Raw genomic sequence first — 25,127 nt, 5'->3', positions numbered from 1 at the left:
TCGCGTCGTCCTGGCCGCGTTCATCATCCTCTGATCCCGACGTTCGTGACCACGGACATGTTGCTTCCGGGGGTCACGAAGGAGGTGGCGTGACCGGATCGCAATCCGGCCGTGTCCAATGAACGAGTTGCAGCGTCACTCCGATGGCTCCAGAGCACTACCACCACCACGATCACCAACAGTGCAAGCAGTGCGGCCAGCGGCATGCTCAGCCGTCGTCCGCCGCGCCCCGACGAGGAGTTGTCGTGGCCGGCCCGGGAACGGGTCGTGCCCCGCACCGATGCTCGTGAGGGGTAGCCCCCGCCCTGGCCCAGTGACGAGAACGGATCGTCGTCGTCCCGGTCCCGATCCTGTCGGTCGTTCCGGTCGTAGCGGGGGTCAGGCTGGTCGTAGCCCTGGGCGCCACCACCGTACGGCGGACGCTGGTCGCCCCGGCCCCGACGGCCGTCGTCGTAGCCCTCGTCGAAGAAATTGTCCCGGTCGTAGCCCTGCTGCTGGCCCTGCGGCGGGTAGCCACCCGGCTGGGGCGGCTGCTGGCGGCCGGGGTCACGGCGGTGGCCGTAATCCTGCTGCTCCTGGGCGTAGCCGGGGCCGGCCGGTGGCTGACTCTCCTGCTCGCGGCGCTGGTTGCGCGATTCCCACACCGACTGCCGGGAAGGACCCTGACCGTTCGGGCCGCTCTGGCCGCCCTGACCACCCGGTCCGGTGGCCCGGTCGATCGCCGCGTTCCGGCGGCCGCCCTGCTGGGCCGGACCGGTCTGGCCGGTCTGGCCGTGGGGGGCGGTGTTCGTGTCCCAGGACTCGGGCTCGCCCGGGATCAGGCCCAGTGGGTCGGAGTCGGGAGTGGCCGGGCGGCCACCCGCCAGACCCCGCAGACGCACGTCTTCCATGAGCGAGGCCAGCGCGTTCGCACCCTGGGGACGCTTGGCCGGGTTCTTTGCCATGGCCGACATGACGATCTGCCGCACCGGCGCCGGGATGGTCTCCGGGAGCGGCGGCGGCTCGTCCTGCAGATGGGCCGTGGCGACGGCGACCTGGTTGTCACCCTCGAACGGGCGCCATCCGGTGAGGCATTCGTACGCCACCACGCCGAGCGCGTAGACATCGGACAGCGGCGACGCGGTCTCACCGCGCGCCAGCTCCGGAGCCAGGTAGTGAGCGGTGCCCATCACCTGGCCGGTGGCCGTCAGCGGCTCGTGGTCGCGAGGCCGGGCGATACCGAAGTCGGTGACCTTGACCCGCAGCTCCGGGGTGATCATCAGGTTCGCCGGTTTGATGTCCCGGTGGATCACGCCGTGCCGGTGCGCCGCGTGCAGCGCGCGTGCGGCCTGGGACACGATCGACAGGGTGCGTTCGGTGCCCAGCGCACCCTCGTCGGCGATCATCGCCGACAGCGGGTCACCCGGCACGAGCTCCATCACCAGGTACGCCGAGCCGAGAGCCTCGCCGTAGTCGTAGACCGCGGCGATCCCGCCGTGGCTCAGGGCTGCTGCGGTACGGGCCTCGGCCCGGAACCGGGCCTGGAAGTTCGCGTCCGGAGCCAGGTCGGTACGCAGCACCTTCACCGCGATCGGCCGGTTCAGCACCTCGTCGACAGCGGCCCAGACCTCGCCCATGCCGCCCACGGCAATGCGCTCACGCAGGACGTAGCGCTCACCGAGCCTCTGACCAACACTGGTGATCACGACAGCACCGCCTCCATCACAGCCTTGGCGATCGGTGCGGCGACCGTACTACCGAAGGCTTCGCTACCGAGCCTTCCGCCGTCTTCGACGACGACCGCGACGGCGATCTTCTTGCCGTCCTTCTCTCCGAAACAGGTGAACCATACGTCCGGGTTCTGGCCTTCGGCGGTCTGAGCGGTACCGGTCTTACCGCCGACCGTGATGCCGCTGATCTGAGCCGGGCGACCGGTGCCGTCCGTCACGACCGAGACCATCATGGACTTCAGCGAGTCCGCCACCTCGGGGGTGACCGCCTCGGAGAACTCCTCCGGGCTGGGCTCGGAGACCGTCTTGCCATCCGCGCTGGTCACCTTCGCGACCAGGTTGGGCCGCATGACGACCCCACCGTTGACCACGCCGGCCGACAGCATGGCCACCTGCAGAGGTGTGGCCCGCACGGAGAACTGGCCGATCGCCGACTGCGCCAGCTGCGGCTTGTTCAGGTCGCTCGGGAACACGCTCTTGACCACGGTCTGCGGCACGGTAAGGGCCTGTCCGAAGCCGAACTTGGCGGCCTGCTCGGACAGCGTCTCCTGGCCCAGGTCCATGCCCAGCTGGCCGTAGGTGGTGTTGCACGACTTCTCGAGCGCCTGACGAAGCGTCGGCGTGCCACCGGCACAGGGCAAGCCGTCGTCGTTCGGCAGGGTTGCCGTGGTTTCCGGCAGGTCCAGCCGGGCAACGCCGGTGAGGTTGGCGGTGGAGTCCGCGCTCCAGCCGTTCGACAGCGCCGCCGCCGACGTAATGATCTTGAACGTCGATCCCGGCGCGTACAGCTGGCGGATGGTGCGGTTGAGAAGGGGTTCCAGCTCGTCAGCATTGAGTTTCTTGTAACTAGCCTTGGCCTTGTCAATATCGTGCGTAGCCAGGTTGTTCGGGTTGTAAGACGGCTTACTGACCATCGTCAGAATGTCGCCGGTTTCTGGGTCGAGTGCAATCGCAGCACCGTCCTGGTCGCCAAGTGCGTCCCAGGCTGCTTTTTGCGCCTTTGCGTTGATTGTGGTCTCGATAGTGGCCCCCTGGGCCTGCTCGCCCGTCAGCAAGCCGCCGAGATTCCGGATGAACAGTTCGTCAGATGACCCGGATAGATAGTCGTTCTCCGCGCTTTCCAGACCGAAAGCGCCGTTGACGACCGAGTAGAAACCTGTGATCGGTGCGTACATCGCAGCGCTGTTGTATTTGCGCAGGTACTGATATAAATCGTCACTCGGCTCTGAGGTAGCTACAGCCTTATTACCGACCATGATGTTGCCGCGCTCACGACTGCGTTCCTTGTACAGCGTGCGGATATTGGTCGGTTTTTCTTCCAATTCCTTGGCGGACACCACCTGGATATACGTCACGCTGATGAAGAGCGAGGCGAAGAGCAGGGTCACCACCGCGGCAAGCCTGCGGATCGGGCTGTTCACCGGACCACCACCGTCTCCTGATCGTTCCCCGACCCGTACTGGTCCCGATCGTCGCCTTGAGAGTTTGAGCCGTCTTGAAGCTCTGGCGGAATCTCATCGACCGGAAGATCGAACAATGGACCATCCGCCTCGGGGGCCGGCCGCCGGGCCGAGTCCGAGATGCGCAGCAGGATGGCGATGATCATCCAGTTCGCCAGAAGCGACGATCCGCCAGCTGCCATGAACGGCAAGGTCAGACCAGTAAGCGGGATCACCCGGGTGACACCGCCGACGACGACGAAGACCTGCAGAGCCAAGGTGAGCGACAGGCCTGCGGCCAGGAGCTTGCCGAAGCCGTCACGGGCTCCGATGGCTGTGCGTAGGCCACGCTCCACAATCAACGCGTAGACCAGCAGGAGCGCGAACAGACCGGTCAGGCCCATTTCCTCGCCCAATGAAGCGAAGATCATATCGCTGGCGGAGTAAAGAACACGCCATGGCGAGCCCTCGCCCAGACCTGTTCCGATCAGGCCTCCGCTGGCCATGCCGAACACGCCCTGAACGATCTGGGTGCTGTAGGGAAGAATGTCGTCGCGGAACGGATGCAGCCAGAAGTCGACACGAGCCTGCACGTGCGCGAAGAGCTGCCAGGCCGCGAGGGCACCTCCGACGAACAGCAGCAGGCCGAGGACGACCCAGCTGACTCGCTCGGTGGCGATGTAGAGCAGTCCCACGAACATTCCGAAGAACAATAAGGAGGTACCCAGGTCGCGCTCAAACACCAGCACCGCCAAGGTAACGCCCCAGGCCGCGAGCAATGGTCCTAGGTCTTTGGCCCGAGGTAGCTGCATCCACAGCACTTTGCGGCCGACCAGCGACAGCGAGTCCCGGGCGGTCACGAGGTAGCCAGCGAAGAAAATAGTTAGCGCGATCTTCGCGATCTCACCAGGCTGGAACGAGAATCCGCCGAGACCGATCCAGATCCGTGCACCATTGATGTTCTTGCCGATGAACGGCACCAGCGGCAGCAACAGCAAGACCATGCCGGCAGCCATCGCGATATACGTGAATCGGCTCAGCACCCGGTGATCGTGTAGCCAAATGATGATCACGGTGGCCGCGACCACCCCCAGCGCCGACCACATCAGCTGACGGAAAGCCGCAGACTCGGTGAAACTTTTACCCAGACCCAGGTCGATGCGGTGAATCATGACCAACCCAAGACCGTTGAGCAGCATCGCCATCGGCAGCAGGGTCGGGTCGGCGTATGGAGCGAACCGGCGCACGGCCAAGTGCAACACCAAGGCCAGAGCGCCCAGGCCAGCGCCGTAGCCCAGCATGCCTGGAGGCAGAGCATCGTTCACTCCTAAGCCGACCAGTGCATAGGCACCGATCGCCAGGCCGATCGCCACCGCGATCAAGACCGCCTCGAGGTTACGCCCGGTACGCGGTGAGGCTGTTCTCGCGGACGCCATCAGTTGCTCTCTCCGCAGTCCGCCGTGGATCCACCACCCGTGGACGGGGTGGTCGTCGGTGAAGTTGTCGGTGCCGTGGTCGGGGTGCCGGAGGTGGCCCCCGCCTGCTCGATCTCCGCGTCGCCCTGCGCGCTCGCCCCGTCGGCCGCGCCGGACTTCTTGGTCGTCGTCTTGCCGGCAGCCTTGGTCGTCGTGGTCTCAGGAGTGGGCGTGGTCGTCGGCGTCTCCTCGGAGGCACTGGCCGCCGCCCGGCACACGACCTCGGTGCGCAGTTTGCCCACCGTGGTCTCCGCCGCAGCCTGGTCGTCGGCCGAGATGCCGTCGCGCACGCGCTTCTGGCTCGCCTTCGACAGCCCGCTCACCGGCACGTCCGGTGCCAGCGAGGTGACGCTGCTGAGGTCGATCGGCCCGAGTGACTGCGGCAGGCCTTTGAAGATGGCCACCGTGCCGGCCTCGGCGCCCACGAAGTACCGCCCCTGGCTCCAGTGGTAGGCCCCGTACCCACCGCCGGCCACCAGGATCACCAGAACCAGCGTGAACAGACCGATGCGCAGGCCGCGTCTCGGCGAGTCCTTGCGGGCCCGGCCTCCGCGGGTGCGTTCACCCGGCGGCTCTTCGTCGGGGGAGTCGCGGGAGCCGTCTTCGTACTGGTCGTACTGGTCGCCGTAACCGCCGCCGTCGCTGTACTGGTCGCGGTACCGGCCCTGGTACTCGTCCTGGTACTGGTCGCCGTAGCCGTTCTGGTAGAGCTGCTCGGCCGGGTGGTCGTAGTCACGCACGACCGGGATCGGAGCAGTCGACGTCAGTTCGGCGGCTCGTTCAGCCGCGGATCCGCCGAATCCGATCCGCGGCTGGGGATGAAGAGAGGCGGCCCCGACGACCACCGGCTCGATGCTCACGGGCGAGCTGACGGAGTCGACGACGTCGGCCACGATGCAGGTGACGTTGTCGGGCGCACCGCTGCGCAGGGCCAGCTGCACGAGCTGGTCGCAGGTGCTGGCCGGGTCTTTACCGAAAGCCAGGGTCTCTTCGATGGTCTCGAAGCTGACCACGCCGGAGAGACCGTCGGAGCAGAGCAGGTACCGGTCGCCGACCCGGGCCTCGAGCATGGTCAGGTCGGGGTCGACGTCGTCCATGACATCGCTCAGCACCCGCATCAGCACCGAACGCTGGGGATGCTGCTCGGCCTCGGCCAGCGTGATCCGCCCGTCGTCCACCAACCGCTGGACGAACGTGTGGTCGCGCGTGATCTGGTCGAGCCGGCCGTTGTGCAGCACGTAGGCCCGTGAGTCGCCGATGTGCGCGAGACCCAGCCGGCCGTTGCCGACCCGCAGGATCGCCGTGACCGTCGTGCCCATGCCGGACAGTGCCGGTTCCTCGCCCACCCGTGCCTCGAGCTCGTGCTGGACGTGCCGCAGTGACTCCTGCAGTTCGTCCAGCGCGGCGTCGAGTCCGTGCTCCATGTCGTTCAGGGGCGCCATCTCGCCGATGGCCAGGGACGACGCGATGTCACCGCCCGCGTGTCCGCCCATACCGTCCGCAATGATCAGCAGGCTGGGCCCGGCGAAGCCGGAGTCCTGGTTGTTGGACCGGACCAGGCCGACATCGGAGCGCGCCGCGTACCGCAACGCGATCGCCATGTCCTACCTCCGCAGCTCGAGGACGGTACGCCCGATCCGGATCTGGGCTCCGGGGGCGATCGGTACCGGGTCCTGAACGCGGTTGCGTCCCAAGAAGGTCCCGTTGGTTGACCCGAGATCTTCGACCATCCAGACGCCGTGCCGCAATGACAGCCGTGCATGGCGACCCGACGCGTAGTCGTCGTCCAGCACCAGCGTGCTTTCCGGTGTGCGCCCGATCAGGATCGGAGCCTGACCCAGGGGAATCGTCGTGCCTTTGAGTGATCCCGCCGTCACGACCAGTGTCGTCGGGAGTGGTGGCGATTCCTGCTGCTGTGGCTGGGATCTGCCACCACCACCCGACATGGCCGGAACTCCGGCCGTGGCTGGTCGGCGGCTCATCCGGGGGCTGTTGAACAGGTCGCGGCGCATGACCGCCACGACCGACAGCACCAGTAGCCAGAGAAGTGCAAGGAATCCCAGCCGTAGCAGGGTCAGCGTGAGCTCGCTCATCGCGGTTTCATCACCATGATCCGAAGCGGATGACGAGGGTGCTGCGGCCGATCTTGATCTGGCTGCCGTCGACGACCTCGGCGGTGTTGATGCGTTCGCCGTCGACGTACGTGCCGTTCGTTGATCCGAGGTCGGCCGCGATCAGCCGGCCGTGTTCGACGCGGACCTCGGCGTGCCGCCTGGACACACCGATGTCGTCGACGATCACGTCGGCCTCAGTGCCGCGGCCGATCACGGTGACCGGTGCGGTGATCGGGTAGACCCGGCCGTCGACCACCAGGGAGGGGTGGTCGGGCTGCTGTTGCTGGGCGGGGGGCTGCCCGTAGCCCTGGCCGGGCTGGTGTTGCTGCTGCTGCTGCTGCGGGGCGCGGGAGAGCGCCTGCTGCTGCGGGTGGGCCTGCTGGGGCCGGGTGCCGCGGGTGGTGGTGCTGCGGACCCGGAACAGGCCGGTGTCGAGATCCTGGGCCTCTTCGAAGCGGACCGTGATCGGCCCGACGAACGAGTACTCCTGGTTGCCGGCGTGCTCCGCGACCACGTCGCGCAGCTCGTCGCCGAGCGTGTCTTCCCACTCGCCGAGACGCTCGTGGTCTCCGGCGCCGAGTTCCACCACGAAGGTGTTCGGCGCCAGGGTGCGACCGCGGGCGACCACGGTGGCCCGGTCGTCGATCTCGCGGCGGAGGGCGCTGGCGATCTCGACCGGCTGCACCTCACTTCTGAAGGCCTTGGCGAAGGCGCCGTTGACGGCGCGCTCGATGCCCTTCTCCATCCGGTCGAACATTCCCACGGCTACCTCCTCCCGGTCCGGTGGCTGACTGCTGATCCTCACAGATCCTGCCGCAGTCACGGTCACAGCACGACCGGCCCGGTACCTGGGACGCCCGATGCGCCCGCCTCGGGGACAACGCCTGAGGGGCACACCGTGATCCGTGGCACGGGTCCGGTCACCTCCCAGCGTATCCGCGAGCCGGTGCACCCCGTGGATGAGACGGGGACCGGAGATCGTCACCGATTATCCCCAGATGCCCGGCTCCTCCCGGACAGTGGGTCCGGTGGCTGAGGGATGGGTCAGGGGGCACCCCCAAATCGTGCTAGCGTTCTACTCGCAGCAAGCGCGAGTGGCGGAATAGGCAGACGCGCACGGTTCAGGTCCGTGTGCCCGAAAGGGCGTGGGGGTTCAACTCCCCCCTCGCGCACCACCCAGTAACACCAAGAAGGCTTCCGGGACATCCCGGGGGCTTTTTTTGGTTTGCCCCGATCGGAACCCTGCGAGAGCAACGTCACCCGCGGATCGCGAACGATCAAGGGCTTCGGAAGTGGGTCACCCGCGTGCGGTCGGTGAGAGAAACCCATGGTGGACGCCCGCCCGCACCGGTGCCCATGGACGTCCGCAAATAAATGGGTGCCCGCCGACGAGGGCCCGGGCGTGTCGGTCACCTGACCAGGGAAGGTGAAGGGGCAGCCCGCCGCGGGCCGGACGGCACCGAGCCGAGCAATTCGTCGACCAGAAGATCGAGCGCCCCCGCACGAGAGCCCTTGACCAGCACCACGTCATCGGCCGTGAGGTTGGCCTGCAGCCAGTCGAGCGCGGCGGCGCGGTCGGGCACGTGCACCCCACCCGACTCGGCCGCCACCGGGAGAGCCGCGCTACCCACCGCGAGCACGGCGTCCACACCGAAGATCCCGGTCAATGCCCCGACCTGACGGTGAGAATCGGCGGAGTGCGGTCCCAGTTCGTGCATCTCGCCCAGTACCGCCACGGTCCGGCCCGCCCGGCGCCGGCCGATCCGGTCCAGGCAGGCCAGCGCGGCCAGGGCGGCGTCGGGATTGGAGTTGTAGGTGTCGTCCAGCACCAGCAGTCCGTCGACGCGTTCCTTCGGTTCCAGCCGGTGCGGGGTGGGGCCGACCCGCCCCAGCCGGTCCGCGATGTCGTGGGGTGATTCCCCGGCGGCCAGTGCCATCGTGGCTGCCGCGGCGGCGTTGGACACCTGGTGGTCACCGCTGCGGTGCAGGGTCACCGGGAACCAGCCGCCGTCGAGGGCGAGCTCGAACGACGGCCGGCCCAGGGGATCGAGTTCGAGATGGCGCCAGGTCACGTCCCCACGCCGGCCGAAGGTCCGCACCGTTGCCGGGGTGCGCGGGGCCATGACCATCACCCGGGTGTCGTCGGCGTTCAGCACCGCCAGGCCGTCGGCCGGCAGTGCCTCGATCAGCTCACCCTTGGCCCGGGCGATCAGCTGCGCCGAGCCGAAACGGCCGATGTGGGCACTGCCGACGTTGAGCACCGCCGCGATGTCGGGCCGGGCGATCGAGGTCAGCCAGGACAGCTGCCCGACACCCCGCGCGCCCATCTCCAGCACCAGTCGATCGGTCGTGTCACCGACCCGCAGACAGGTCAGCGGCACGCCCAGCTCGTTGTTCAGGTTGCCGACGGTGGTGACGGCGCCGGGGAGCAGCCCCGCGATAAAATCTTTCGTCCCGGTCTTGCCGTGCGATCCGGTCAGGGCGATCACCCGGGGGCGCACCTGCCGCACCACGTGCCGGGCCAGCCGGCCCAGGGCCACCACCGGATCGGCCACGACCACCGTGGTTGTGGTGGTGGGCCGGGAGCCGAGCACGACGTGCGCGCCCTCCGCGTGGTCGTGACCGTCGGAGCGAGTCCCGGCCAGAGCCACGAACAGCCCGCCCGGCACCGGGGCACGATTGTCCAGGTAGGCCTCACCGGTCACCGTCCGGCTCGGGTCGCCGTAGACCTCACCGTCACAGATTAGAGCGATCTCGCCCGCAGTCATCGGGATCATGACGTCGATGGTCGTCCGCGAGGCGCAGGCGGCGCGTCATCCCCGGGTCTGAACTCTCCTCCACGGGTACCGGCAGGTGATACCTCAGGTGGAGGTGCCGGAGGGGCCGGCGGACGAACGTTGTTCATCGTGACGATCCTTCTCTCTGACCCCCGGGTCGCCGCGGTGCCGCTGCGCGAGACCGGCGAACCGCTGGTCGAACTTCCGGAGGCCTTCGGCCCGGCCCGGGCCGCGGTGCGCGCGGGACTGGCGACCCGGTTGCTCCGGGCGCAGTCCCTCCTGCCCCGGGGCCTGCACCTGCGCGTGGTCGAGGGGCACCGCTCACCGCAGCGGCAACGGGCGATCATCGAGACGTACACGGCGCAGGTCCGCGCGGCCCATCCCGGCGCGACCGAGCACGACCTGCCCGATCTGGTGGCCCGGTTCGTGGCGCCGCTCGTGGTGGCCCCGCACGTCGCGGGGGCCGCGGTCGATCTTTCACTGGTGGACGAAGCGGGCGTCGCTCTCGATCTCGGCACCCCGGTGGACGCGACTCCCGAGGAGTCGCGCGGAGCCTGTTTCTTCGACTCTCCGTGGATCTCTCCGCAGGCCAGGGCCAATCGACGGCTGATGGCAGCCGCCCTGAACGGGGTCGGGCTGGTGAACTACCCGACCGAGTGGTGGCACTGGTCGTACGGCGATCGTTACTGGGCCCTGACCACCGGCGCCCCGAGCGCTCTCTACGGTCCGGCCGGTGCAGCATGAGTGCATCGGTGCTCGCGGGCGATCATGCACCTTTCTTCCCCGTTCCCAAGGCAGAAAAGGGCAGCGGGACCAGTCTCGCGTCCCGTCCCACCCTCACCGTGGACCTGTCGGCCGTGGGGGCGAACACCCGCCACCTCAGCCGGATCACCCAGGGCGAGGTGATGGCCGTGGTGAAGGCGGATGCGTTCGGGCACGGTGCCGCCCAGGTCGCCCGCACCGCGCTGGCCCACGGTGCGACCCGGCTGGGTGTCACCAGCCTGGCCGAGGCCCTGGCCCTGCGCGCCGAGCGGGTCTACGCACCCGTGCTGAGCTGGCTCAATCCGGTGGATGCGGACTGGGCGCGGGCCGTGCGGGTGGGCGTGGAACTGGCGGTTCCGAGCCTGGAGCACCTGGCCGCCATAGCCACTCTGGCCCCGGGCGCCACCGTGCACCTGCACCTGGACTGCGGCATGGCCCGCGACGGCGCCGAGCCCGCTCTCTGGCCCGCTCTGTGCGCGGCGGCACGGCGGGCCGAGCAGCTCGGCCTGGTTCGGGTGGCCGGCCTGATGGGCCATCTGAGCTGCGCGGATGTACCGGGCGACGCGTCCAGCACGATCGGTCGGGCGACCTTCGACTGGGGCGTGCGGGTGGCCCGGGACGCCGGGCTCGATCCCGCGCACCGGCACCTGGCGGCCACTGCCGCCACCCTGAACGACCCCCTGAGTCACCACACGACGGTCCGGGTCGGGGCCGGCCTGTTCGGAATCGACCCCTCAGGTGCGGGCCGGATGCGGCCCACCCTGACTCTGACCGCACCCCTGATCGGCCTTCGCCGCGTCGGTGCCGGTACCGCCGTGGGCTACGGGCAGACCTGGACCGCCCCGACGACAACCCAGCTCGGGCTTATCGGCGTCGGGTATGCCGACGGGCTTCCCCGTAGCGCCTCGAACCGGGCGCAGGTGCTCGTGCGGGGCGTGCGGCGGCCGTTGGTGGGGAAGATCTCGATGGACATGGCCGTGATCGATCTGGGAGAAGAGGGCGCGCGCATGGGCGACGTCGTGACGGTGTTCGGGCCCGGCGCCGCCGGAGAGCCGACGGTGGCCGAATGGGCATCCTGGGCAGGAACTATCGAGCACGAGATAATGACCGGCCTGGGCCCCCGTCTGGCTCGCGCCCGGTCCGGAGGACGGTCATGAGCGCGCGGGTAGCTGTGATCGGCGGTGGGCAGAACAGCGAGCACGAAGTCTCCCTGGCCTCGGCCGCCGGCGTCCGGAATGCTCTGGTGGCAGCCGGTTACGAGGTGGTCGCCCTGACCGTCGACCGGTCGGGCACCTGGCGCGACGGGGAGTTGCGCCCCATCGGCCTGGCCGGCGCGGTGCAGGTGATCGGGAGCTGCGAGGTGGTGGTGCCGATGCTGCACGGTGCCCATGGGGAAGACGGAACCCTGGCTGCACTCTGTGATCTCGCCCAGGTGCCCTACGTCGGGTCGGGGGTGGGGGCGGGTGCGGTGGCCATGGACAAATGGGTCACGAAACTCGTGGCCCAGGCCATCGGTATTCCGGTGGCGCCGGGTTGGCTGCTGACCCGAAAAACATCCAGCTCATATGTTTTCACCGGTCCGGTGGTGGTCAAGCCGGTGTCGGCGGGGTCCAGTCACGGGGTTTCACTGATTATGGACGAGGAACAGCTACCGGCCTCCCTCGACGCCGCTCTCGCACTCGGCGATCGCGTGCTGGTGGAGGAACCGATCAGCGGCCGGGAGATCGACGTGGCCGTGCTCGGGCGCCCCGACGGCTCCCGCCTGATCGCACCGCCGCTCGAAATACTCATACAGAAAGATATTTTCGACCACTCGACGAAGTACGACGGCAGCGCCGAGTTGCTCGTCCCGGCCGATCTGGGCGCTCAGGAGAGGAAGGCACTGGAAGAGGCCGCGCTCGCGATGTACGACGCGCTCGGCTGCTCGGGTGTGGCGCGCGTCGACTTCTTCCTCACCGCGCAGGGGCCGGTGCTCAACGAGGTGAACACCGCGCCGGGGTTCACCGAGCAGTCGCAGGCACCGAAAATGTTCGCCGCCGACGGTCTGCCCTATGTCGAGCTGGTGGATCTGCTGGTGTGTGACGCTCTGACGGCGGGTCGTCGGCCATGAGCGCCCGGGGGCGTGTTTTGCTTACGTTACGCAGTAACGTGCTCACCTATCTGGTCGGAGGTCCCGTCATCGCCGCGTTCGCCCTGGGGTGGCTGCGCCTGCCGCTGACCGAACCGGGCGAACGGATGCCGGCGGTGGCCCGATGAGCGGTGGCCTGACGAGTGGTGGATCGACGAGTGGTGGATCGGTGAACCGGCCGGCCCCCGACCGGCCCCAGATCACGCGCACGGCGCAGCGATGGTTGCGCACGTGGGGTGCCGATGCGTTTGCCGGTCTGCTGGTGTGGTTCGGCGGCCTGGCCGAGACCGTCCTCGCCAGCTGGTACGCGATCGGCCGCCTGCAACTGATCGTGCTGGTGTTCGGCATGGCGCTCGCCGTCGCCGTGGCCCGGCACTGGCCCTCGGTCGCGCTCGGCACGGTCTGGGTGGTCGGGCTGCTGCAGTTCTCGAACGGGCTCAGCATCATGCTGGTCCAGTTCTCGGTCGTCTACATCGCTTTCGCGATGGCTCGCTGGGGCAGCACGGCCACGCTCTGGGCCAGCATGCTGTCGATTCCCGCAGCCGTGATCGGCGGCATCGTCTTCATGGCCAACATCGGCCCGCAGGCGCTGTCCCTGCTCTCCGGCGGGGTGCCGCTCTCACAGGCTGCCGATGTCCTGGGCGTGTCGTGGCGGATGATGTCGGCGGCCTTCGTGCTGGCTCTGCTGCTGGTGCCCTGGCTGATCGGCCTGGTCGCCCGGCTCGCGGTGCGGGCGAGCGCCTCGGAGGCGTCACTCGAGGTGGCCGAGGCCGACGCCGCCCGGGCCCAGCGCGAGAACGAGCTGGCCCAGCGCGAGAGTGAGCAGGCCCGGGAGATCGCGGCGCTGCGCGAGGAACAGGCCCGGCTGGCCGCCGACGTGCACGACGTGGTGGGGCACTCGCTGGCGGTGATCCTGGCTCAGGCCGAGTCGGCGCAGTTCCTCGACGACGATCCGGTGGTGCTGAAACAGACCATGGTCACGATCGCCACGTCGGCCCGGTCGTCGCTGCAAGACATTCGGCAGGTGCTGGCCGGCGCTCAGCAGGCCGTCGTGGTGGCGTCGGCGGGCTCGTTCCGGGAGCTCGTCGCGGGGGTCCGTTCCAGCGGGCACGAGGTGATCGTCAACGAGGTCGGCCCGGTGCGACCGCTGCCGCCCGAGCTGGAGGTGGTCGCCCACCGGGTGGTGCAGGAGATGCTCACGAACGCCATCAAGCACGGCCGCCGCGATCGTCCGGTGCACGTCGAGAGACATTGGCCGGAAGGTCCCTTCGCACATGATCTGCGTATCGAGGTGCGCAACGCCGCGGCCCGGCGGATCGCGGACACCCAGCCGCTGGATGTGCTGCCGGCCGGGGACGCGCCGAGCCCGGGCGGGCAGGGGCTCGGCGGGATGCGTCGCCGGGTGGAGAGCGTAGGTGGCAAGCTCGATGTCCGAACGCGCGACGAACCGGAAGGACCGATTTTCACCGTGACTGCCTGGATCCCCGTGAGCGGGCGATGAGCGAAGAGAGCCCGCCGGACATCCGCGTGCTCCTGGTCGACGATCAGGAGCTGTTCCGGGCCGGTGTGCAGGTGATCATCAACGCGCAGCCGGGTATGACCGTGGTCGGCTCGGCCGGTGACGGCCTGGAGGCCGTGCGGCTCGTCGACGAACTGCAACCCGACGTGGTGCTGATGGACATCCGGATGCCCGAGATGGACGGCGTCGAGGCCACCCGGCAGATCTTCCAGCCCGAACGGGTGGCCCGCCGGGACCGTCCGGTGCGGGTGGTGGTGCTGACCACCTTCAACCTGGACGACCGGGCGGCCCGGGCGATCCGTTACGGCGCCAGCGGTTTCCTGCTGAAAGACACCACCCCGCTGATGCTGCGCGACGCGATCCGCACGGTGCACGCAGGCAATGCGGTGCTCGCCCCGAGCGACCTGTCCACGCTGCTGGAGACCCAGTTCCGGGAGGCCGCCCCGATCCCGCCCGCCTACCTGGCGCTCACCGACAAGGAGCGCGAGGTCTTCGACGCGGTGGCCCGAGGCCTGTCCAACACCGAGATCGCCGGCCTGATCTTCGCCAGCGAATCGACCGTGAAGACCCACGTCGGCTCGATCCTGCGCAAGCTGACCCTGCGCGACCGCGTGCAGATCGTGGTCTTCGCCCACCAACACGGCCTGGTCAAGTTCTGACCCTCTCTTCCACCCCGAAAGTGCGGTGGGGCGCCTTCGCGAACAGGGGAATGGTCGTGCTCAAGGGGTGGCCGCGTTTCTTCGGAGAAGGGCGCGGGCTCGACCGCCTCAGAAGCGGGTGCGGGCTCGGTCCTGGCGGCGTTTCTGCAGGTGGGCGTGGGCTGCGCGGAGGTGGGTCACGGTTTCGGGGGCCAGGCCCAGGGTGCGGGTGAGCAGAGCCTCGTCGACCAGGCTCACGGCGTCGGCCAGCCGGAATCGGCTCAGGGCCGTGGCGACGGCCGGCCGGATCTCGAGCAGGGCCGGGGCCGCCGCCTGCAGCAGATGTGGTGAGGGCAGTGGCAGTTGCTTGGCCTCACTGGGCTCAAGCTTGAGAAGTCCTCCGCCGTAAGACCTTCCGACCGTCTCGGCGCCGAGCAGGGTGACCGAGCCGAGGGCGGCGAGGGGAAGCAGACCCGAGGGGTCGGGGCGGTGGAGATGCACCCCGTGCACCGAGTTCAGGTGGTGGGCCCGGGCCGAGTTCGTGACCAGCCGGGGTGCGTCGGCGTTCATGTAGGTCAGCAGCAGGTCGGGCGGGGGCGCCAGCCGTACCTGCCACCACGGGGTGCGGATGCGGCACTTGTAGGCCTCGTCCACGCCCATCGACTCACCGGCCCGCACGTACGCGGCCGCAGCCGGGGAGCGCCGGTCGGCGGGGCGGAAAAGCTTCACGGCCGAGCCGTTCTCGCCGAGTTCCCGGAGGGCGTCGGCGCTGAAGTCCAGCCCGCGCAGATGTGAACTGCCGGGAGGGGAGAGCGGGAGCAGGTCGGCGGGGCCCAGGCCGCGGGCGGCGGCCTCGTCGAGGGTGAGGGCGAAGAAACTGTTGTTGCCGGTCACGATGCCGAGCGAGACCCGGCCCCAGTCGTCGAGCACGCTGAACTCCGGGCCGCGCAGCAACTGGTCGAAGGCGCGCAGGGGTTCGGCCGGGATCAGGGCCGGGGTCCATTTGAGGTCGGGCGAGGGCACGGTGAACGACTCGAACACCGGCTCGGCGGGCAGCTCCTCCAGTGCTGCGGCGTTGCGGACCTGCAGTGTCTCCAGTCGGCCGGAGATCCCGGGGCTGTGGAAACCGTCGGCCAGGACCAGCACGATCTCCGCCACGACCCCGGGAAAGACGCGTTCGGTGAAGGCCACCAGCCGCACCCGGGCGAAGTTCTCCAGCAGGTACCGCCGCACCGGCGCCGCGTAGTTCACGCTGAGCAGCTCGGCCGGCAGCACCAGCCCGAGTCGCCCGCCGGGCCGCAGGAACCGCGAGGCGTGCACGGTGAACGCGGCCCACGACGAGGCCAGCCCGCTCAGGGAGACCCCGGCGCGCCGGGCCGCGGCCTGGGCTCGCGCCCGGTCGGAGCCGGTGAAGTCGTGGTACCGCACGTACGGCGGGTTCCCGATCACTGCGTCGTAGTCGCCGGTCGGATCGAGGGTGAAGAAGTCGGCCGTGGTGACGGTGGCCCGGATTCCGGTGGCCTCCAAAGCCGACCGAGCGGACTGGGCAGATTCAGGATGAAGCTCAACCCCGTCCAAAAACCATTCGGGACCACCGAACTCGGCAGCCGCGAGCAAAAAGGCGGCCTCCCCGGACGACGGCTCGAGCACGCGGCCACCGCTGCCGCGCAGGGCCCACCGGGTGACGTACCGGGCGATGGGGGCGGGTGTGAAGAAGGCGCCCCGGGCCTTCCGTTTCCCGAGCGTCGTCATCGGGTGACCGGCTGTGCCCTCGGGCAAGCGGTCGGCACCGCCCCGGCACCGACCCGCCCTCTGCTCACCACCCACCTAGTTTCCCGGGTTTTCCGCAGACGATGTGCACTAGTCAGCGACCGGGTGAGAACGACCCCGTAGGGTCGGGCAGGTGAAGCACCCTGACGACCGTGGATCGTCCGCGGTCGAGTACGGCCTCATCGCCGGTGGCGTGGTGGTCGCCTTCGTGGTTGCCTTCGTCGGGTTGCAGGCCGTTGCGGGTGAGGTGTTCGGCCGGGCCGTGACCCAGATGGAGAAAGTCGAACCGCTGAGCACACCGGCGGAACCTGCCCCCAGCAGCACTCGTTGAACCCTGTCAGTGACGATCGCTACCGAGGGAGTGTGACCTGTCGTGGGGTTTCTGGACAGGCTGCTGGGTCGTGACAAGGACCAGCAGGGCTATCAGCAGGCACCCGGCCAGAGTTGGGGCGGTCAGCAGCAGCAACAGCCGTCCTGGGGGTCACCGAGCAACCAGGGTCATCAGGGCAACCAGGGTGGCTACCAGCACCCAGGCGGTTTCCCGCCGGCGGTCGGCCGCCCGGGCGCTGAGCCCGGCAGCGACGCGCAGGCCGACCAGGCCGCGATCGCCCGCTACCGCTACATGCTGAAGACCGCGCCGCCCGAGCGCATCGAGGAGGCGCACGCCGAGGCCTTCGCGAAACTGTCGCCCGACCAGCGGCGCATGGTGCTGGCCGGTCTCTCCGAAGAAGTTCCGCCGCACGAGCGCGCCACGAGCGACGACCCGCGTTCCCTGGCCCGGATGGCCACCCGCGCCGAGATGCGCAGCCCGGGCACCCTGGAGCGCAGCTTCAACCGACCCGGCCTGGGTGGCGGTATGGGCGGCGGCGGTATGGGCATGGGCGGCATGATCGCCGGTGGCCTGCTCGCCGGTGTGGCCGGTGCCTTCGTCGGCACCGCGATCGCCGATGCCATGTTCGACGGCTTCGACGGCAGCGAGTTCCAGGAGGGCTACGAGGCCGCGGCCGACGACTTCACCCAGCAGGGCGACCAGGTCGGCCAGCAGGTCGACCAGGGCCAGCAAGAACTCGGCGAGGCCGGCGACAACGGCTTTGACATGTTCGGGGGCGGCGACGGTGACTTCAGTGGCTTCGGAGACGTCTGACAGCGATCGATAGCCGCTGACAGCGGCACGTGCGCGCCGTGACAGCGCGCCCCGGCACCTTGGACGAGTCAAAGAGCACGGCTCAGTACTCATCCAAGGAGTCCACCCATGGCATACGCCTTCGAGGCCGAGGGACTGGTCAAGCGCTTCGGCGCCACGACCGCCCTGGCCGGGGTCGATCTGGCGGCTCCCGAGGGCACTGTCCTCGGTGTTCTCGGACCCAACGGAGCCGGTAAGACCACAGCGGTTCGGATCCTCGCCACCCTGCTGCGCCCCGACGAGGGGCGCGCCACCGTGGCCGGACTGGACGTCGTCCACCAGGCGCCCCAGGTGCGCCGCCAGATCGGCCTCACCGGCCAGTACGCGTCCGTCGACGAAGACCTCACCGGCACCGAGAATCTGGTGCTCATCGGCCGGCTGCTCGATCTCTCCAAGCGCGACGCTCTCGCCCGGGCCCGGCACCTGCTCGGTCAGTTCGACCTGACCGAAGCCGCCGACCGCGTGGCCAAGCACTACTCCGGCGGCATGCGCCGCCGGCTGGACCTCGCCGCCAGCCTGGTCGGCCGCCCGTCGGTCATCTACCTCGACGAGCCCACCACCGGCCTCGACCCGGCCAAGCGCGACGACGTCTGGCGTCTGGTGCGCAACCTCGTCGCGGACGGCACCACCGTGCTGCTCACCACGCAGTACCTGGAAGAGGCCGACGCGCTCGCCGACGACATCACCGTCATCGACCACGGCCGGGTCATCGCCCACGGCACCCCGGCCGAACTCAAGCGCGTCGTCGGCGGCCAGACCCTGGTGGTGCGACCGGCCGACCCGGCACACCTCGACACCGTGCGCGGCCTGCTGTCACAGGTATCCACCGGCAAGAACATCGATTCCCCCGCCCGCGGCGTGCTCAGCGTGCCCGTGGACGACGACAGCGCGATGACCACGGTGGTGCGCCGCCTCGACGACGCCGGCATCGCCGTCACCGAACTGTCCCTGCGACTTCCCAGCCTGGACGAGGTCTTCTTCAGCCTCACCGGCTCCCGCGAGCAGATCGAACAGGAGAGTGCGGCATGAGCAGCACCACCACCCTGATGACTGAGGCGCCGGACGTTCCCGCCGCGCCCACCTCCGACACCCCCGCCAAACCGTTCCCGCTGATCCGGCACTCGCTGATCCTGGCCGGCCGGTCGATCACGAAGATCCGGCGCACCCCGGAACAGCTGATCGACGTCACCGTCCAGCCGATCATCTTCACCGTGCTGTTCGTCTACCTGTTCGGCGGCGCGATCTCCGGCTCGCAGCACGCCTACCTACAGTTCGTCCTGCCCGCCCTGATGGTGCAGACCGTGCTGTTCGCCACCCTGGCGATCGGCGTGAACCTGAACACCGACATGGGCAAGGGCGTGTTCGACCGGTTCCGCAGCCTGCCGATCCCCCGCTCGGCCCCGCTGGTCGGCGCGGTACTCGGCGACGTCGTCCGCTTCGTCACCTCGATCGCCGTGCTGCTGGGCTTCGGCTACGCCATCGGTTTCCGGGTGGAGACCAACGCTCTGCAGGCGCTCGCGGCCTGTCTACTGGTGCTGTTCTTCGCCTTCTCGCTGACCTGGGTGTCCGTGTTCCTCGGCACCACCGTGCGCAATTCCGGCACCGTGCAGGGCATCGGCTTCCTGGTGATGTTCCCGCTGACCTTCGGTTCGTCGATGTTCGTGCCGGTGAACACCATGCCCGGCTGGCTCCAGGCGTGGGTCAAGGTCAACCCGATCACCCACCTGACCGAGGCCTGCCGCGGCCTGATGGTCGGCGGCGCGATCACCGAGCCGGTGCTGTGGTCGCTGGGCTGGTCGGTCGCCATCATGGCGGTCTTCGCACCCCTGGCGGTGCGGATGTACCGCTCCCGCACGTGAGTTCTTTTGGTAAGTCCAGTCTCGATGGGCTGATATGAACAGCTGCCTGAAAGCCAAGATGCACTGATCAAGAAAGAATCGTGGCAGTGCTAACAGACTCGACATCGATTTCTTCGCCTCGATCACCAGGTTGGTGATCGAGGCGAAGAAATTTTCCTGATCGCCAATCCACGCAAGGTTGCAGATTTGGCCATGCCATCGACTGAGGCCTTCAGGTCACCATCCGCCGTCACCTGTCCAGGGTCGAGAGCCCGACCGCCTGGATAGCCCTCATTTGCCGATGGCCACTGGTTTGTGGCCGGTTCCAGCAGGCCACAGAGTGGAATCTCAGCTGCCGTACTGGAAGACGGTGACGTAGTCCGCAGTCTCGGTCCAGTTGAATGTGGTCCGGTCGCCCTTCGGGCACGCCTTAGCGTCCCGATCAATGGAGTAGGAGCTATTCTCGAACTGGAAGTACGCAGTGACGTGGGGGCAATCGCCGTCCGCTTTGGTGTCTTCGACCCAGCCCTTTACGGTCTTCTTGCCGCCCGAACAGGTCACCGTCCAATGCCCCTTGGAGCCGGACAGAGATACGTCCTTAACGGTTCCACAAGCAGCGGCCTGGGCTCCCTGTGCGAAAATCAGGTCCATCCCGAGTAGGGCGAACGCGACAAGGGCAATCTTTGCGAATTTCATCGTATTCCTAACCATTTGAACTCCCTGTGAGTCCAGATGTCCTGAAAGATAACGAAAGGTAACTGTTTCGTCAACGTTGTGTATTCGGTAACATTTATCTAAATGTACCCCTTGAGGGCCATGGGGTGGTATATAGGCTGATCTTTGAGTCTCGGATCGGGGCTAGTCGCGAAGGTGGGGGTTGTGGCCTGGAGGGATCGATCGTTCTGAGCGGGTCGCGCCCAGACTCTCACCGTTGTTTCGCCGAAGAGCTTTGGGGCGCTGAGAGCATGGCTCAGGGCGGTTTGCTTGCTTCGAAATGGAGGGTGTTTGACGGCGGTGAGGCGGAATATGGGTTTCCAGCTCACGGCCCACGACGTCAGCCGGCCCAATCGGTGTGTGGTGTTCCCCGGTCCAGCGAGGGTACTCACGGTGTAAGCATCGCCGAATTACCCTTCCTGGTAACGCGGTTCGCCGATCGGTAGTTGGTTGGTGCGATCACTGAGCCGGTGCCCTGGTCGGTCGCCATCATGGCGGTCTTCGCACCCCTGGCGGTGCGGATGTACCGCTCCCGCACGTGAGTTCAGATGGAGGACGCCGCTGGGCCCCGATCGGGTCCGGCGGCTTCCGGCGTGGTCGCCTTGAGCAGGGCGACGGCGCCCTCCCGGTCGAGGGCGCGGCCGGCGTCGAAGCAGGTGGTGAACTCCTCCGGGGTCAGCGCGGCCTTGATCCTCGCGGTGAGCCGGGCGATGTCCGGGTCGCGGAAGCCGTCGTGACCACGCATCTGGGCGCAGGCGCCCAGGAGCCCGGCGGCCTCGACGGGCCGGCCGACGGTCAGGAGGTATTCGGCGACGGTGACCCCCACCCGGGCGGCGACCGGTAGGTCCTGGCTGTCCAGGGCCAGCTGGACGACCAGGGCCAGCCGGGTCGAGGCCACGTCGAGAGCGTTGTCGCGCAGTTCGTACACCATCAGCTCGCTGAGCATCATCGCGTGCATCTGGGGCATGATGCGTGGCCTCGAACCGTTTTCGGTGATGGCCTTTTCGGCCAGTCGCCGGGCCTCCCCAAGATTGCCCTCGGCCGCCGCGAGTGACGCCGCGCCCGAGATGGCGAACGCATGGGCCATCCACGAGCTGGTTTCCGAGGCCATTCGCCGGGCCACCTCGAGGTCGCGCCGGGCGCCCTCCAGGTCACCCTTCTCCTGACGGATCCGGGCGATCCAGACCAGGGCCTGGGCCTCGTCGTCGGTGGCGTGCAGCTCGATCATCAGCTGCCGGGCCCGGGTGAACAGCTCGATCGCCCGGTCGAGTTCGCCGTCGACCCGCATGATCTCGGCCAGCTGGCTGCTCGCGGTGGCGATGCCCCACCGGTCGCCGATCTCCTCGAACATGGCCAGCGCCTGCGGGATGTGCTCCCGGCAGCGCTCGAAATCGCCCTCGTTCTCGGCCAGCATGGCGACCATCAGCCGGAGCATGGCGCGGGCCCACGGATCGGTGTGGTGAAGGTTGCGTGCCACCGCGGCCCGGCTGGCCTCGGAGTCGTGCCGCAGCTCGGCCAGGGCCGGCTCGATGAACGTCAGCAGGGGATGCCCGCCGAGCACGTTCACCTGCTGCAGGAGTGAGTCGATCTGGGCGAGGTCATGTTCGCCCGGTAGATCCTTGCCGCTCATCGCGGTACTCAGCGCGGCCAGTACGGTTACGACCAGCAATGGCTCGGGGCTGCTCTCGCCCGGTACCCGCAGAGCCTGTTTGGCCCAGTCCCCGGACTCCTCGTGGCGGCTGGTCACGGCCCAGTACCAGCCGAGCGCAGCGGCCAGCCGCACCGCGTGGTCCGCGTTCTCCGTCTCCACGGCGAATCTCATGGAGGCGAGCAGGTTGTCGCGCTCGGAGGTGATCCGGTCCAGCCAGAACAGCTGGTCGCGGCCTCGCAGATAGGGGTCGGCGGTCTCGGCGAGCTTCAGGAAGTAGGTGGCGTGGGCCCGGCGCATCGTCGCTATCCCGCCACGCTCCGAGAGCTTCTCCAGCGCGTACTCGCGGATGGTCTCCAGCAGCCGGTAGCGCGGTTGTGGATCGTTTCCCGAGGCCACCACCAGCAGCGACTTCTCGGCCAGGGAGAGCAGCAGGTCGGCAATCGTTTCCTCATCAAAATCCGTTGTTCCGGATCCGATTTCGGCACCGCCGCAGACGATTGAGGCGGTCTCGGCGGTGGCCCCACCGCCGAACACCGACAGCCGCTCGATCAGGTCTCTCTCCGCGTCCGGCAGCAGTTCCCAGCTCCAGGCCACCACCGCGCGCAGCGTCTGGTGTCGCGGCATCGCGGTGCGGTTGCCGCCCGTGAGCAGCCGGAACCGGTTGTCCAGCCGGGCGGCCAGGGCCTCCGGGTTCAGCGTGCGCAGCCGGGCCGCGGCCAGCTCGATGGCCAGCGGCAGACCGTCGAGGCGCCGGCAGATCTCCCGCACCGCCCCGGCGTTCTCGTCGGTCATCGTGAAACCGGGTCGGACCAGGGCGGCCCGGTCGGCGAACAGCTGCACCGCGGGCGAGTCCTCGGCCGCGGTGGCGAGCGGGCGCACCGGCCAGATCGACTCCCCGACGATGCCGAGGGGCTCCCGGCTGGTCGCCAGCACAGTCAGCCTGGGGCAGCGGGCCAGCAGGAACTCGGCCACCTCGGCGCTGGCCTCGATCAGGTGCTCACAGTTGTCGAGCACGATCACGGCGTCGTGCGGGGCCAGACTCTCGACCAGCCGGGTGCGCACGTCGCGTAGCGGCGGCTGCTGCAGTGTGGTGTCGAGCTGGGACCGGTCGATCGACCCGATGCCGCCCAGCACTGTGGAGGCCACATCGTCCGGGTCGGTCACCGGCGCCAGCTCGATCATCCACACGCCGTCGCGATCGGCCAGACGGCTCGCAACTTCGCTGACCAGCCGGGTCTTTCCGGCCCCACCGGTGCCGACCAGGGTGACGAGGCGGGTGCGGCCCAGTTGCTCGGTGATCCCGGCGAGCTCGGCCTCCCGGCCGACGAACGTGGTCAGGGGGACGCGCAAATTGGTGCGGCGGACGATGTCCGCCGGCGGTTCGGGGTCGGTGGGGGACACCACCGAACGCAGGGCGGCATCGTCCCTCAGCACCTGGCCCTGCAGTTCCTGCAGCGCGGCGGGCGGATCCAGGCCGAGTTCGTCGGCCATCGCCCGGCGCAGCCGTTCGTACACAGCCAGCGCCTCACCCTGTCGCCCCCCGGCCGCGAGGGCCCGGATCAGCAGTTCGTGGGTGCGCTCGCGCAGCGGGTGCGCGGCGATGACCTCTTCCAGCTCGGTCACCGGCTCGCCCGCGCGGCCCAGGGTGAGCAGGGCCGCAGCGCGTTCGTCGATCGCGGTGAGCCGCAGTCGTTCCAGCCGCTCGGTCCAGGCCTGGGCGTAGGGCGCGTCGGCGACCTCGGCCAGGGGAGCGCCGCGCCACAGGTCCAGAGCCTGCCCCAGCATCTCGACCGTCTCCGGCGGCCCGGCCGTGCGCCGCCCCTGCCCCACCAGGTTCTCGAAGGCCAGCGCGTCGACGTCGTCCTTGGTGATGACCAGCCGGTACCCCGCGGGCCCGGACTCGATCAGGTCTGGCCGGGGCAGCGCCCGCCGCAACCGGGAGACCAGCGACTGCAGGGCGTTGACCTCGTCCGCCGGCGGATCTTCCAGCCACAGCGACTGCACCAGCCGGCTGACCGGAACCCAGGCCCCCGCGTCCGCACTAAGCCTGACCAGCAGCGATCGCAGACGGGCACCGCCGATATCGACGGGCTCGCCCTCGGCCTCGATCATCAACGGCCCCAGCACGCGTACCTGCACGCCCCCAGTGTCGCAGCCAGTTCATGGCCGCACCCATGCCTCTTGGATCACGGACAAGGTGGGGCGAGGTCACGGGCCCAGAAGGGCGGCCGGGATCACCGCGATCCCGTCCGGCCTGCGGTAGGCGTGCGGGCCGGTATTGATCACGACGGCATTGATCAGATCATCGCCGATCTGGGTGCGAAGCCAGCGCAGGTGACGAACATGGGCATCGGTCACGCTGGCACCGAGTTTCACCTCGACAGCGACCACGCGTTGGTCGGGGCACTGAAGGATGAAATCGACCTCGTGGTCGCCATTCCTGGTACGCAGGTGGTGTGGGCGCGCCTCCGCGGCCTGACTGAAGACCCGCAGTTGCAGGGCGATGAGTGACTCGAACAGGGCCCCTAGGAAGACCCTACGATTCCGTTAGCAGGCAATCTGTCATCCCATTAGCAGGGTGTCTGCACTATCGTTAGCAGCTACACCACGCTCGGCGTCGGCCGCAGGATCGGCGGGTTCAGGGTCTGGGTCGCGCCCCGGCGGAACAGCTGCGCCGGCCGCCCCCCGCCGCGGGTGGTCATCTCGCCGGTCGGTTCCAGGAAGCCCAGGGTGCCGGTGACCTTACGGTGGAAGTTGCGGGCGTCCAGGTCGACGCCCCAGACGATCTCGTAGACCCGGCGCAGCTCGCCGACGGTGAACTCGGTGCCGCAGAAAGCCGTGGCCAGGCCGCTGTACTCAAGCTTGGCCCGGGCCCGCTCGACGCCGTCACGCAGGATCTTGCGGTGGTCGAAGGCCAGCAGCGACGGGGACTCGGGCAGGGAGGCGTCGAGGAACGTGGCGATGGGCACCCATTCGGCCACTTCGGCGTCACTGCCGCCGGTGACCTCGGGCGGGTTCGGGATAAGGGCCAGGTAGGCAGCACTGACCACCCGCATCCTCGGGTCGCGGCCCGGATCCCCGTACGTGCCCAGCTGCTCCAGGTGCATGCCCCGGGCGCCGGTCTCTTCCTCGAGCTCCCGGGCAGCGGCGTCGGCCAGCGTCTCGTCGGGGCGCACGAAACCACCCGGCAGCGCGTAGCTGCCCTTGAACGGCTCCTGTCCGCGCCGCACCAGCAGGGCCTCGAGGCTGTCGTCGCGAATGGTCAGCAGAACGATGTCCACCGTCACGGCCACCGGCGGGTACTTGGACGGGTCGTAACCCTGTTTGCTGGACACGGCGCTGGGTCCTTCCTTTCAAAGCAGGGCATCTTTCGTCGAGTTGACGATAACAAAGGGTGGGGCTACCGTCAT

Annotated in this window: 21 protein-coding genes and 1 tRNA gene; 10 read left to right on the top strand and 12 right to left on the bottom strand. The window is 68.6% G+C overall.

The window, feature by feature from the left end:
* Positions 1-23: 23 nt before the first annotated feature.
* The 6 genes from LR393_RS10400 to LR393_RS10375 are packed head-to-tail and all read right to left on the bottom strand — an operon-like array spanning position 24 to position 7,494.
* Positions 24-1,685, bottom strand: a complete 1,662-nt coding sequence (locus LR393_RS10400) for a protein kinase domain-containing protein (protein ID WP_231483523.1) — start codon at positions 1,683-1,685, stop codon at positions 24-26.
* Positions 1,682-3,130 carry a peptidoglycan D,D-transpeptidase FtsI family protein gene (locus LR393_RS10395; protein ID WP_231483514.1) on the bottom strand — a complete coding sequence of 483 codons (1,449 nt, stop codon included), beginning with the start codon at positions 3,128-3,130 and terminating at the stop codon, positions 1,682-1,684. The genes LR393_RS10400 and LR393_RS10395 overlap by 4 nt, the downstream gene beginning before the upstream one ends.
* Positions 3,127-4,584 (bottom strand): FtsW/RodA/SpoVE family cell cycle protein, encoded by a 1,458-nt coding sequence (locus LR393_RS10390; RefSeq protein ID WP_345718679.1) that lies wholly within the window; start codon positions 4,582-4,584, stop codon positions 3,127-3,129. The genes LR393_RS10395 and LR393_RS10390 overlap by 4 nt, the downstream gene beginning before the upstream one ends.
* On the bottom strand, positions 4,584-6,224 hold the full coding sequence (locus LR393_RS35145; RefSeq protein ID WP_269326996.1) for a PP2C family protein-serine/threonine phosphatase: 1,641 nt from the start codon (positions 6,222-6,224) through the stop codon (positions 4,584-4,586). The genes LR393_RS10390 and LR393_RS35145 overlap by 1 nt, the downstream gene beginning before the upstream one ends.
* 3 nt (positions 6,225-6,227) lie before the next feature.
* Positions 6,228-6,716: an FHA domain-containing protein FhaB/FipA gene (locus LR393_RS10380; RefSeq protein ID WP_231483512.1), complete on the bottom strand. Its 489-nt coding sequence runs from the start codon at positions 6,714-6,716 to the stop codon at positions 6,228-6,230.
* Positions 6,717-6,726: 10 nt separating this feature from the next.
* Positions 6,727-7,494 carry an FhaA domain-containing protein gene (locus tag LR393_RS10375; protein WP_231483827.1) on the bottom strand — a complete coding sequence of 256 codons (768 nt, stop codon included), beginning with the start codon at positions 7,492-7,494 and terminating at the stop codon, positions 6,727-6,729.
* Between the two features lie 331 nt (positions 7,495-7,825).
* Between LR393_RS10375 and LR393_RS10370 the strand changes: the two genes are divergently transcribed.
* Positions 7,826-7,912 (top strand) — tRNA-Leu (locus tag LR393_RS10370).
* A 234-nt stretch (positions 7,913-8,146) separates the two neighbouring features.
* On the opposite strand, the gene LR393_RS10365 is transcribed toward LR393_RS10370, so the two are convergent.
* Positions 8,147-9,514, bottom strand: coding sequence for a UDP-N-acetylmuramoyl-tripeptide--D-alanyl-D-alanine ligase (locus LR393_RS10365; protein ID WP_231483510.1), 1,368 nt, complete (start codon positions 9,512-9,514; stop codon positions 8,147-8,149).
* Positions 9,515-9,643: 129 nt separating this feature from the next.
* Here LR393_RS10365 and LR393_RS10360 point away from each other — a divergent pair, with 129 nt between their 5' ends.
* The 5 genes from LR393_RS10360 (at position 9,644) to LR393_RS10340 (ending at position 14,582) form a co-directional block, all read left to right on the top strand.
* A complete protein-coding gene (locus tag LR393_RS10360; RefSeq protein ID WP_231483508.1) occupies positions 9,644-10,258 on the top strand; it encodes a M15 family metallopeptidase in 615 nt (204 codons plus the stop codon).
* Complete coding sequence (alr, locus tag LR393_RS10355) at positions 10,255-11,433, top strand: alanine racemase (RefSeq protein ID WP_231483507.1); 1,179 nt, start codon at positions 10,255-10,257, stop codon at positions 11,431-11,433. The genes LR393_RS10360 and alr overlap by 4 nt, the downstream gene beginning before the upstream one ends.
* Positions 11,430-12,386 (top strand): D-alanine--D-alanine ligase family protein, encoded by a 957-nt coding sequence (locus LR393_RS10350; protein WP_231483506.1) that lies wholly within the window; start codon positions 11,430-11,432, stop codon positions 12,384-12,386. The genes alr and LR393_RS10350 overlap by 4 nt, the downstream gene beginning before the upstream one ends.
* Positions 12,387-12,528: 142 nt before the next feature.
* A complete protein-coding gene (locus LR393_RS10345; RefSeq protein WP_231483504.1) occupies positions 12,529-13,905 on the top strand; it encodes a sensor histidine kinase in 1,377 nt (458 codons plus the stop codon).
* Positions 13,902-14,582 carry a response regulator gene (locus tag LR393_RS10340; RefSeq protein ID WP_231483503.1) on the top strand — a complete coding sequence of 227 codons (681 nt, stop codon included), beginning with the start codon at positions 13,902-13,904 and terminating at the stop codon, positions 14,580-14,582. Before LR393_RS10345 ends, LR393_RS10340 begins: the two co-directional genes overlap by 4 nt.
* 108 nt (positions 14,583-14,690) lie before the next feature.
* Here LR393_RS10340 and LR393_RS10335 read toward each other — a convergent pair whose 3' ends face one another.
* Positions 14,691-16,313, bottom strand: coding sequence for an Eco57I restriction-modification methylase domain-containing protein (locus tag LR393_RS10335; protein WP_231483502.1), 1,623 nt, complete (start codon positions 16,311-16,313; stop codon positions 14,691-14,693).
* A 151-nt stretch (positions 16,314-16,464) separates the two neighbouring features.
* Between LR393_RS10335 and LR393_RS10330 the strand changes: the two genes are divergently transcribed.
* The 4 genes from LR393_RS10330 to LR393_RS10315 all read left to right on the top strand — a co-directional run bounded on the left by LR393_RS10330 (position 16,465) and on the right by LR393_RS10315 (position 19,373).
* Positions 16,465-16,662 (top strand): hypothetical protein, encoded by a 198-nt coding sequence (locus tag LR393_RS10330; RefSeq protein WP_231483473.1) that lies wholly within the window; start codon positions 16,465-16,467, stop codon positions 16,660-16,662.
* Between the two features lie 42 nt (positions 16,663-16,704).
* Positions 16,705-17,475, top strand: a complete 771-nt coding sequence (locus tag LR393_RS10325; protein WP_231483471.1) for a hypothetical protein — start codon at positions 16,705-16,707, stop codon at positions 17,473-17,475.
* A 108-nt stretch (positions 17,476-17,583) separates the two neighbouring features.
* On the top strand, positions 17,584-18,543 hold the full coding sequence (locus tag LR393_RS10320; protein ID WP_231483469.1) for an ATP-binding cassette domain-containing protein: 960 nt from the start codon (positions 17,584-17,586) through the stop codon (positions 18,541-18,543).
* Entirely contained in the window at positions 18,540-19,373 is an 834-nt protein-coding gene (locus LR393_RS10315) for an ABC transporter permease (RefSeq protein WP_231483463.1), read from the top strand. Before LR393_RS10320 ends, LR393_RS10315 begins: the two co-directional genes overlap by 4 nt.
* 327 nt (positions 19,374-19,700) lie before the next feature.
* Here LR393_RS10315 and LR393_RS10310 read toward each other — a convergent pair whose 3' ends face one another.
* The 4 genes from LR393_RS10310 to LR393_RS10295 form a co-directional block, all read right to left on the bottom strand.
* Positions 19,701-20,048 (bottom strand): hypothetical protein, encoded by a 348-nt coding sequence (locus LR393_RS10310; RefSeq protein WP_231483457.1) that lies wholly within the window; start codon positions 20,046-20,048, stop codon positions 19,701-19,703.
* 562 nt (positions 20,049-20,610) lie between these two features.
* A complete protein-coding gene (locus LR393_RS10305) occupies positions 20,611-23,856 on the bottom strand; it encodes a BTAD domain-containing putative transcriptional regulator (RefSeq protein WP_231483455.1) in 3,246 nt (1,081 codons plus the stop codon).
* A gap of 69 nt (positions 23,857-23,925) precedes the next feature.
* A complete protein-coding gene (locus LR393_RS36970) occupies positions 23,926-24,210 on the bottom strand; it encodes a DUF4143 domain-containing protein (protein ID WP_407937307.1) in 285 nt (94 codons plus the stop codon).
* A gap of 107 nt (positions 24,211-24,317) precedes the next feature.
* Complete coding sequence (locus LR393_RS10295; RefSeq protein ID WP_231483451.1) at positions 24,318-25,052, bottom strand: NUDIX hydrolase; 735 nt, start codon at positions 25,050-25,052, stop codon at positions 24,318-24,320.
* Between the last annotated feature and the right edge of the window lie 75 nt (positions 25,053-25,127).

This window comes from Kineosporia mesophila (assembly GCF_021129235.1).
In the GTDB taxonomy this organism is placed as follows: domain Bacteria; phylum Actinomycetota; class Actinomycetes; order Actinomycetales; family Kineosporiaceae; genus Kineosporia; species Kineosporia mesophila.
The sequence above is the reverse complement of the archived record's forward strand: the minus strand, read 5'-3'. Positions and strand labels throughout refer to the sequence as shown.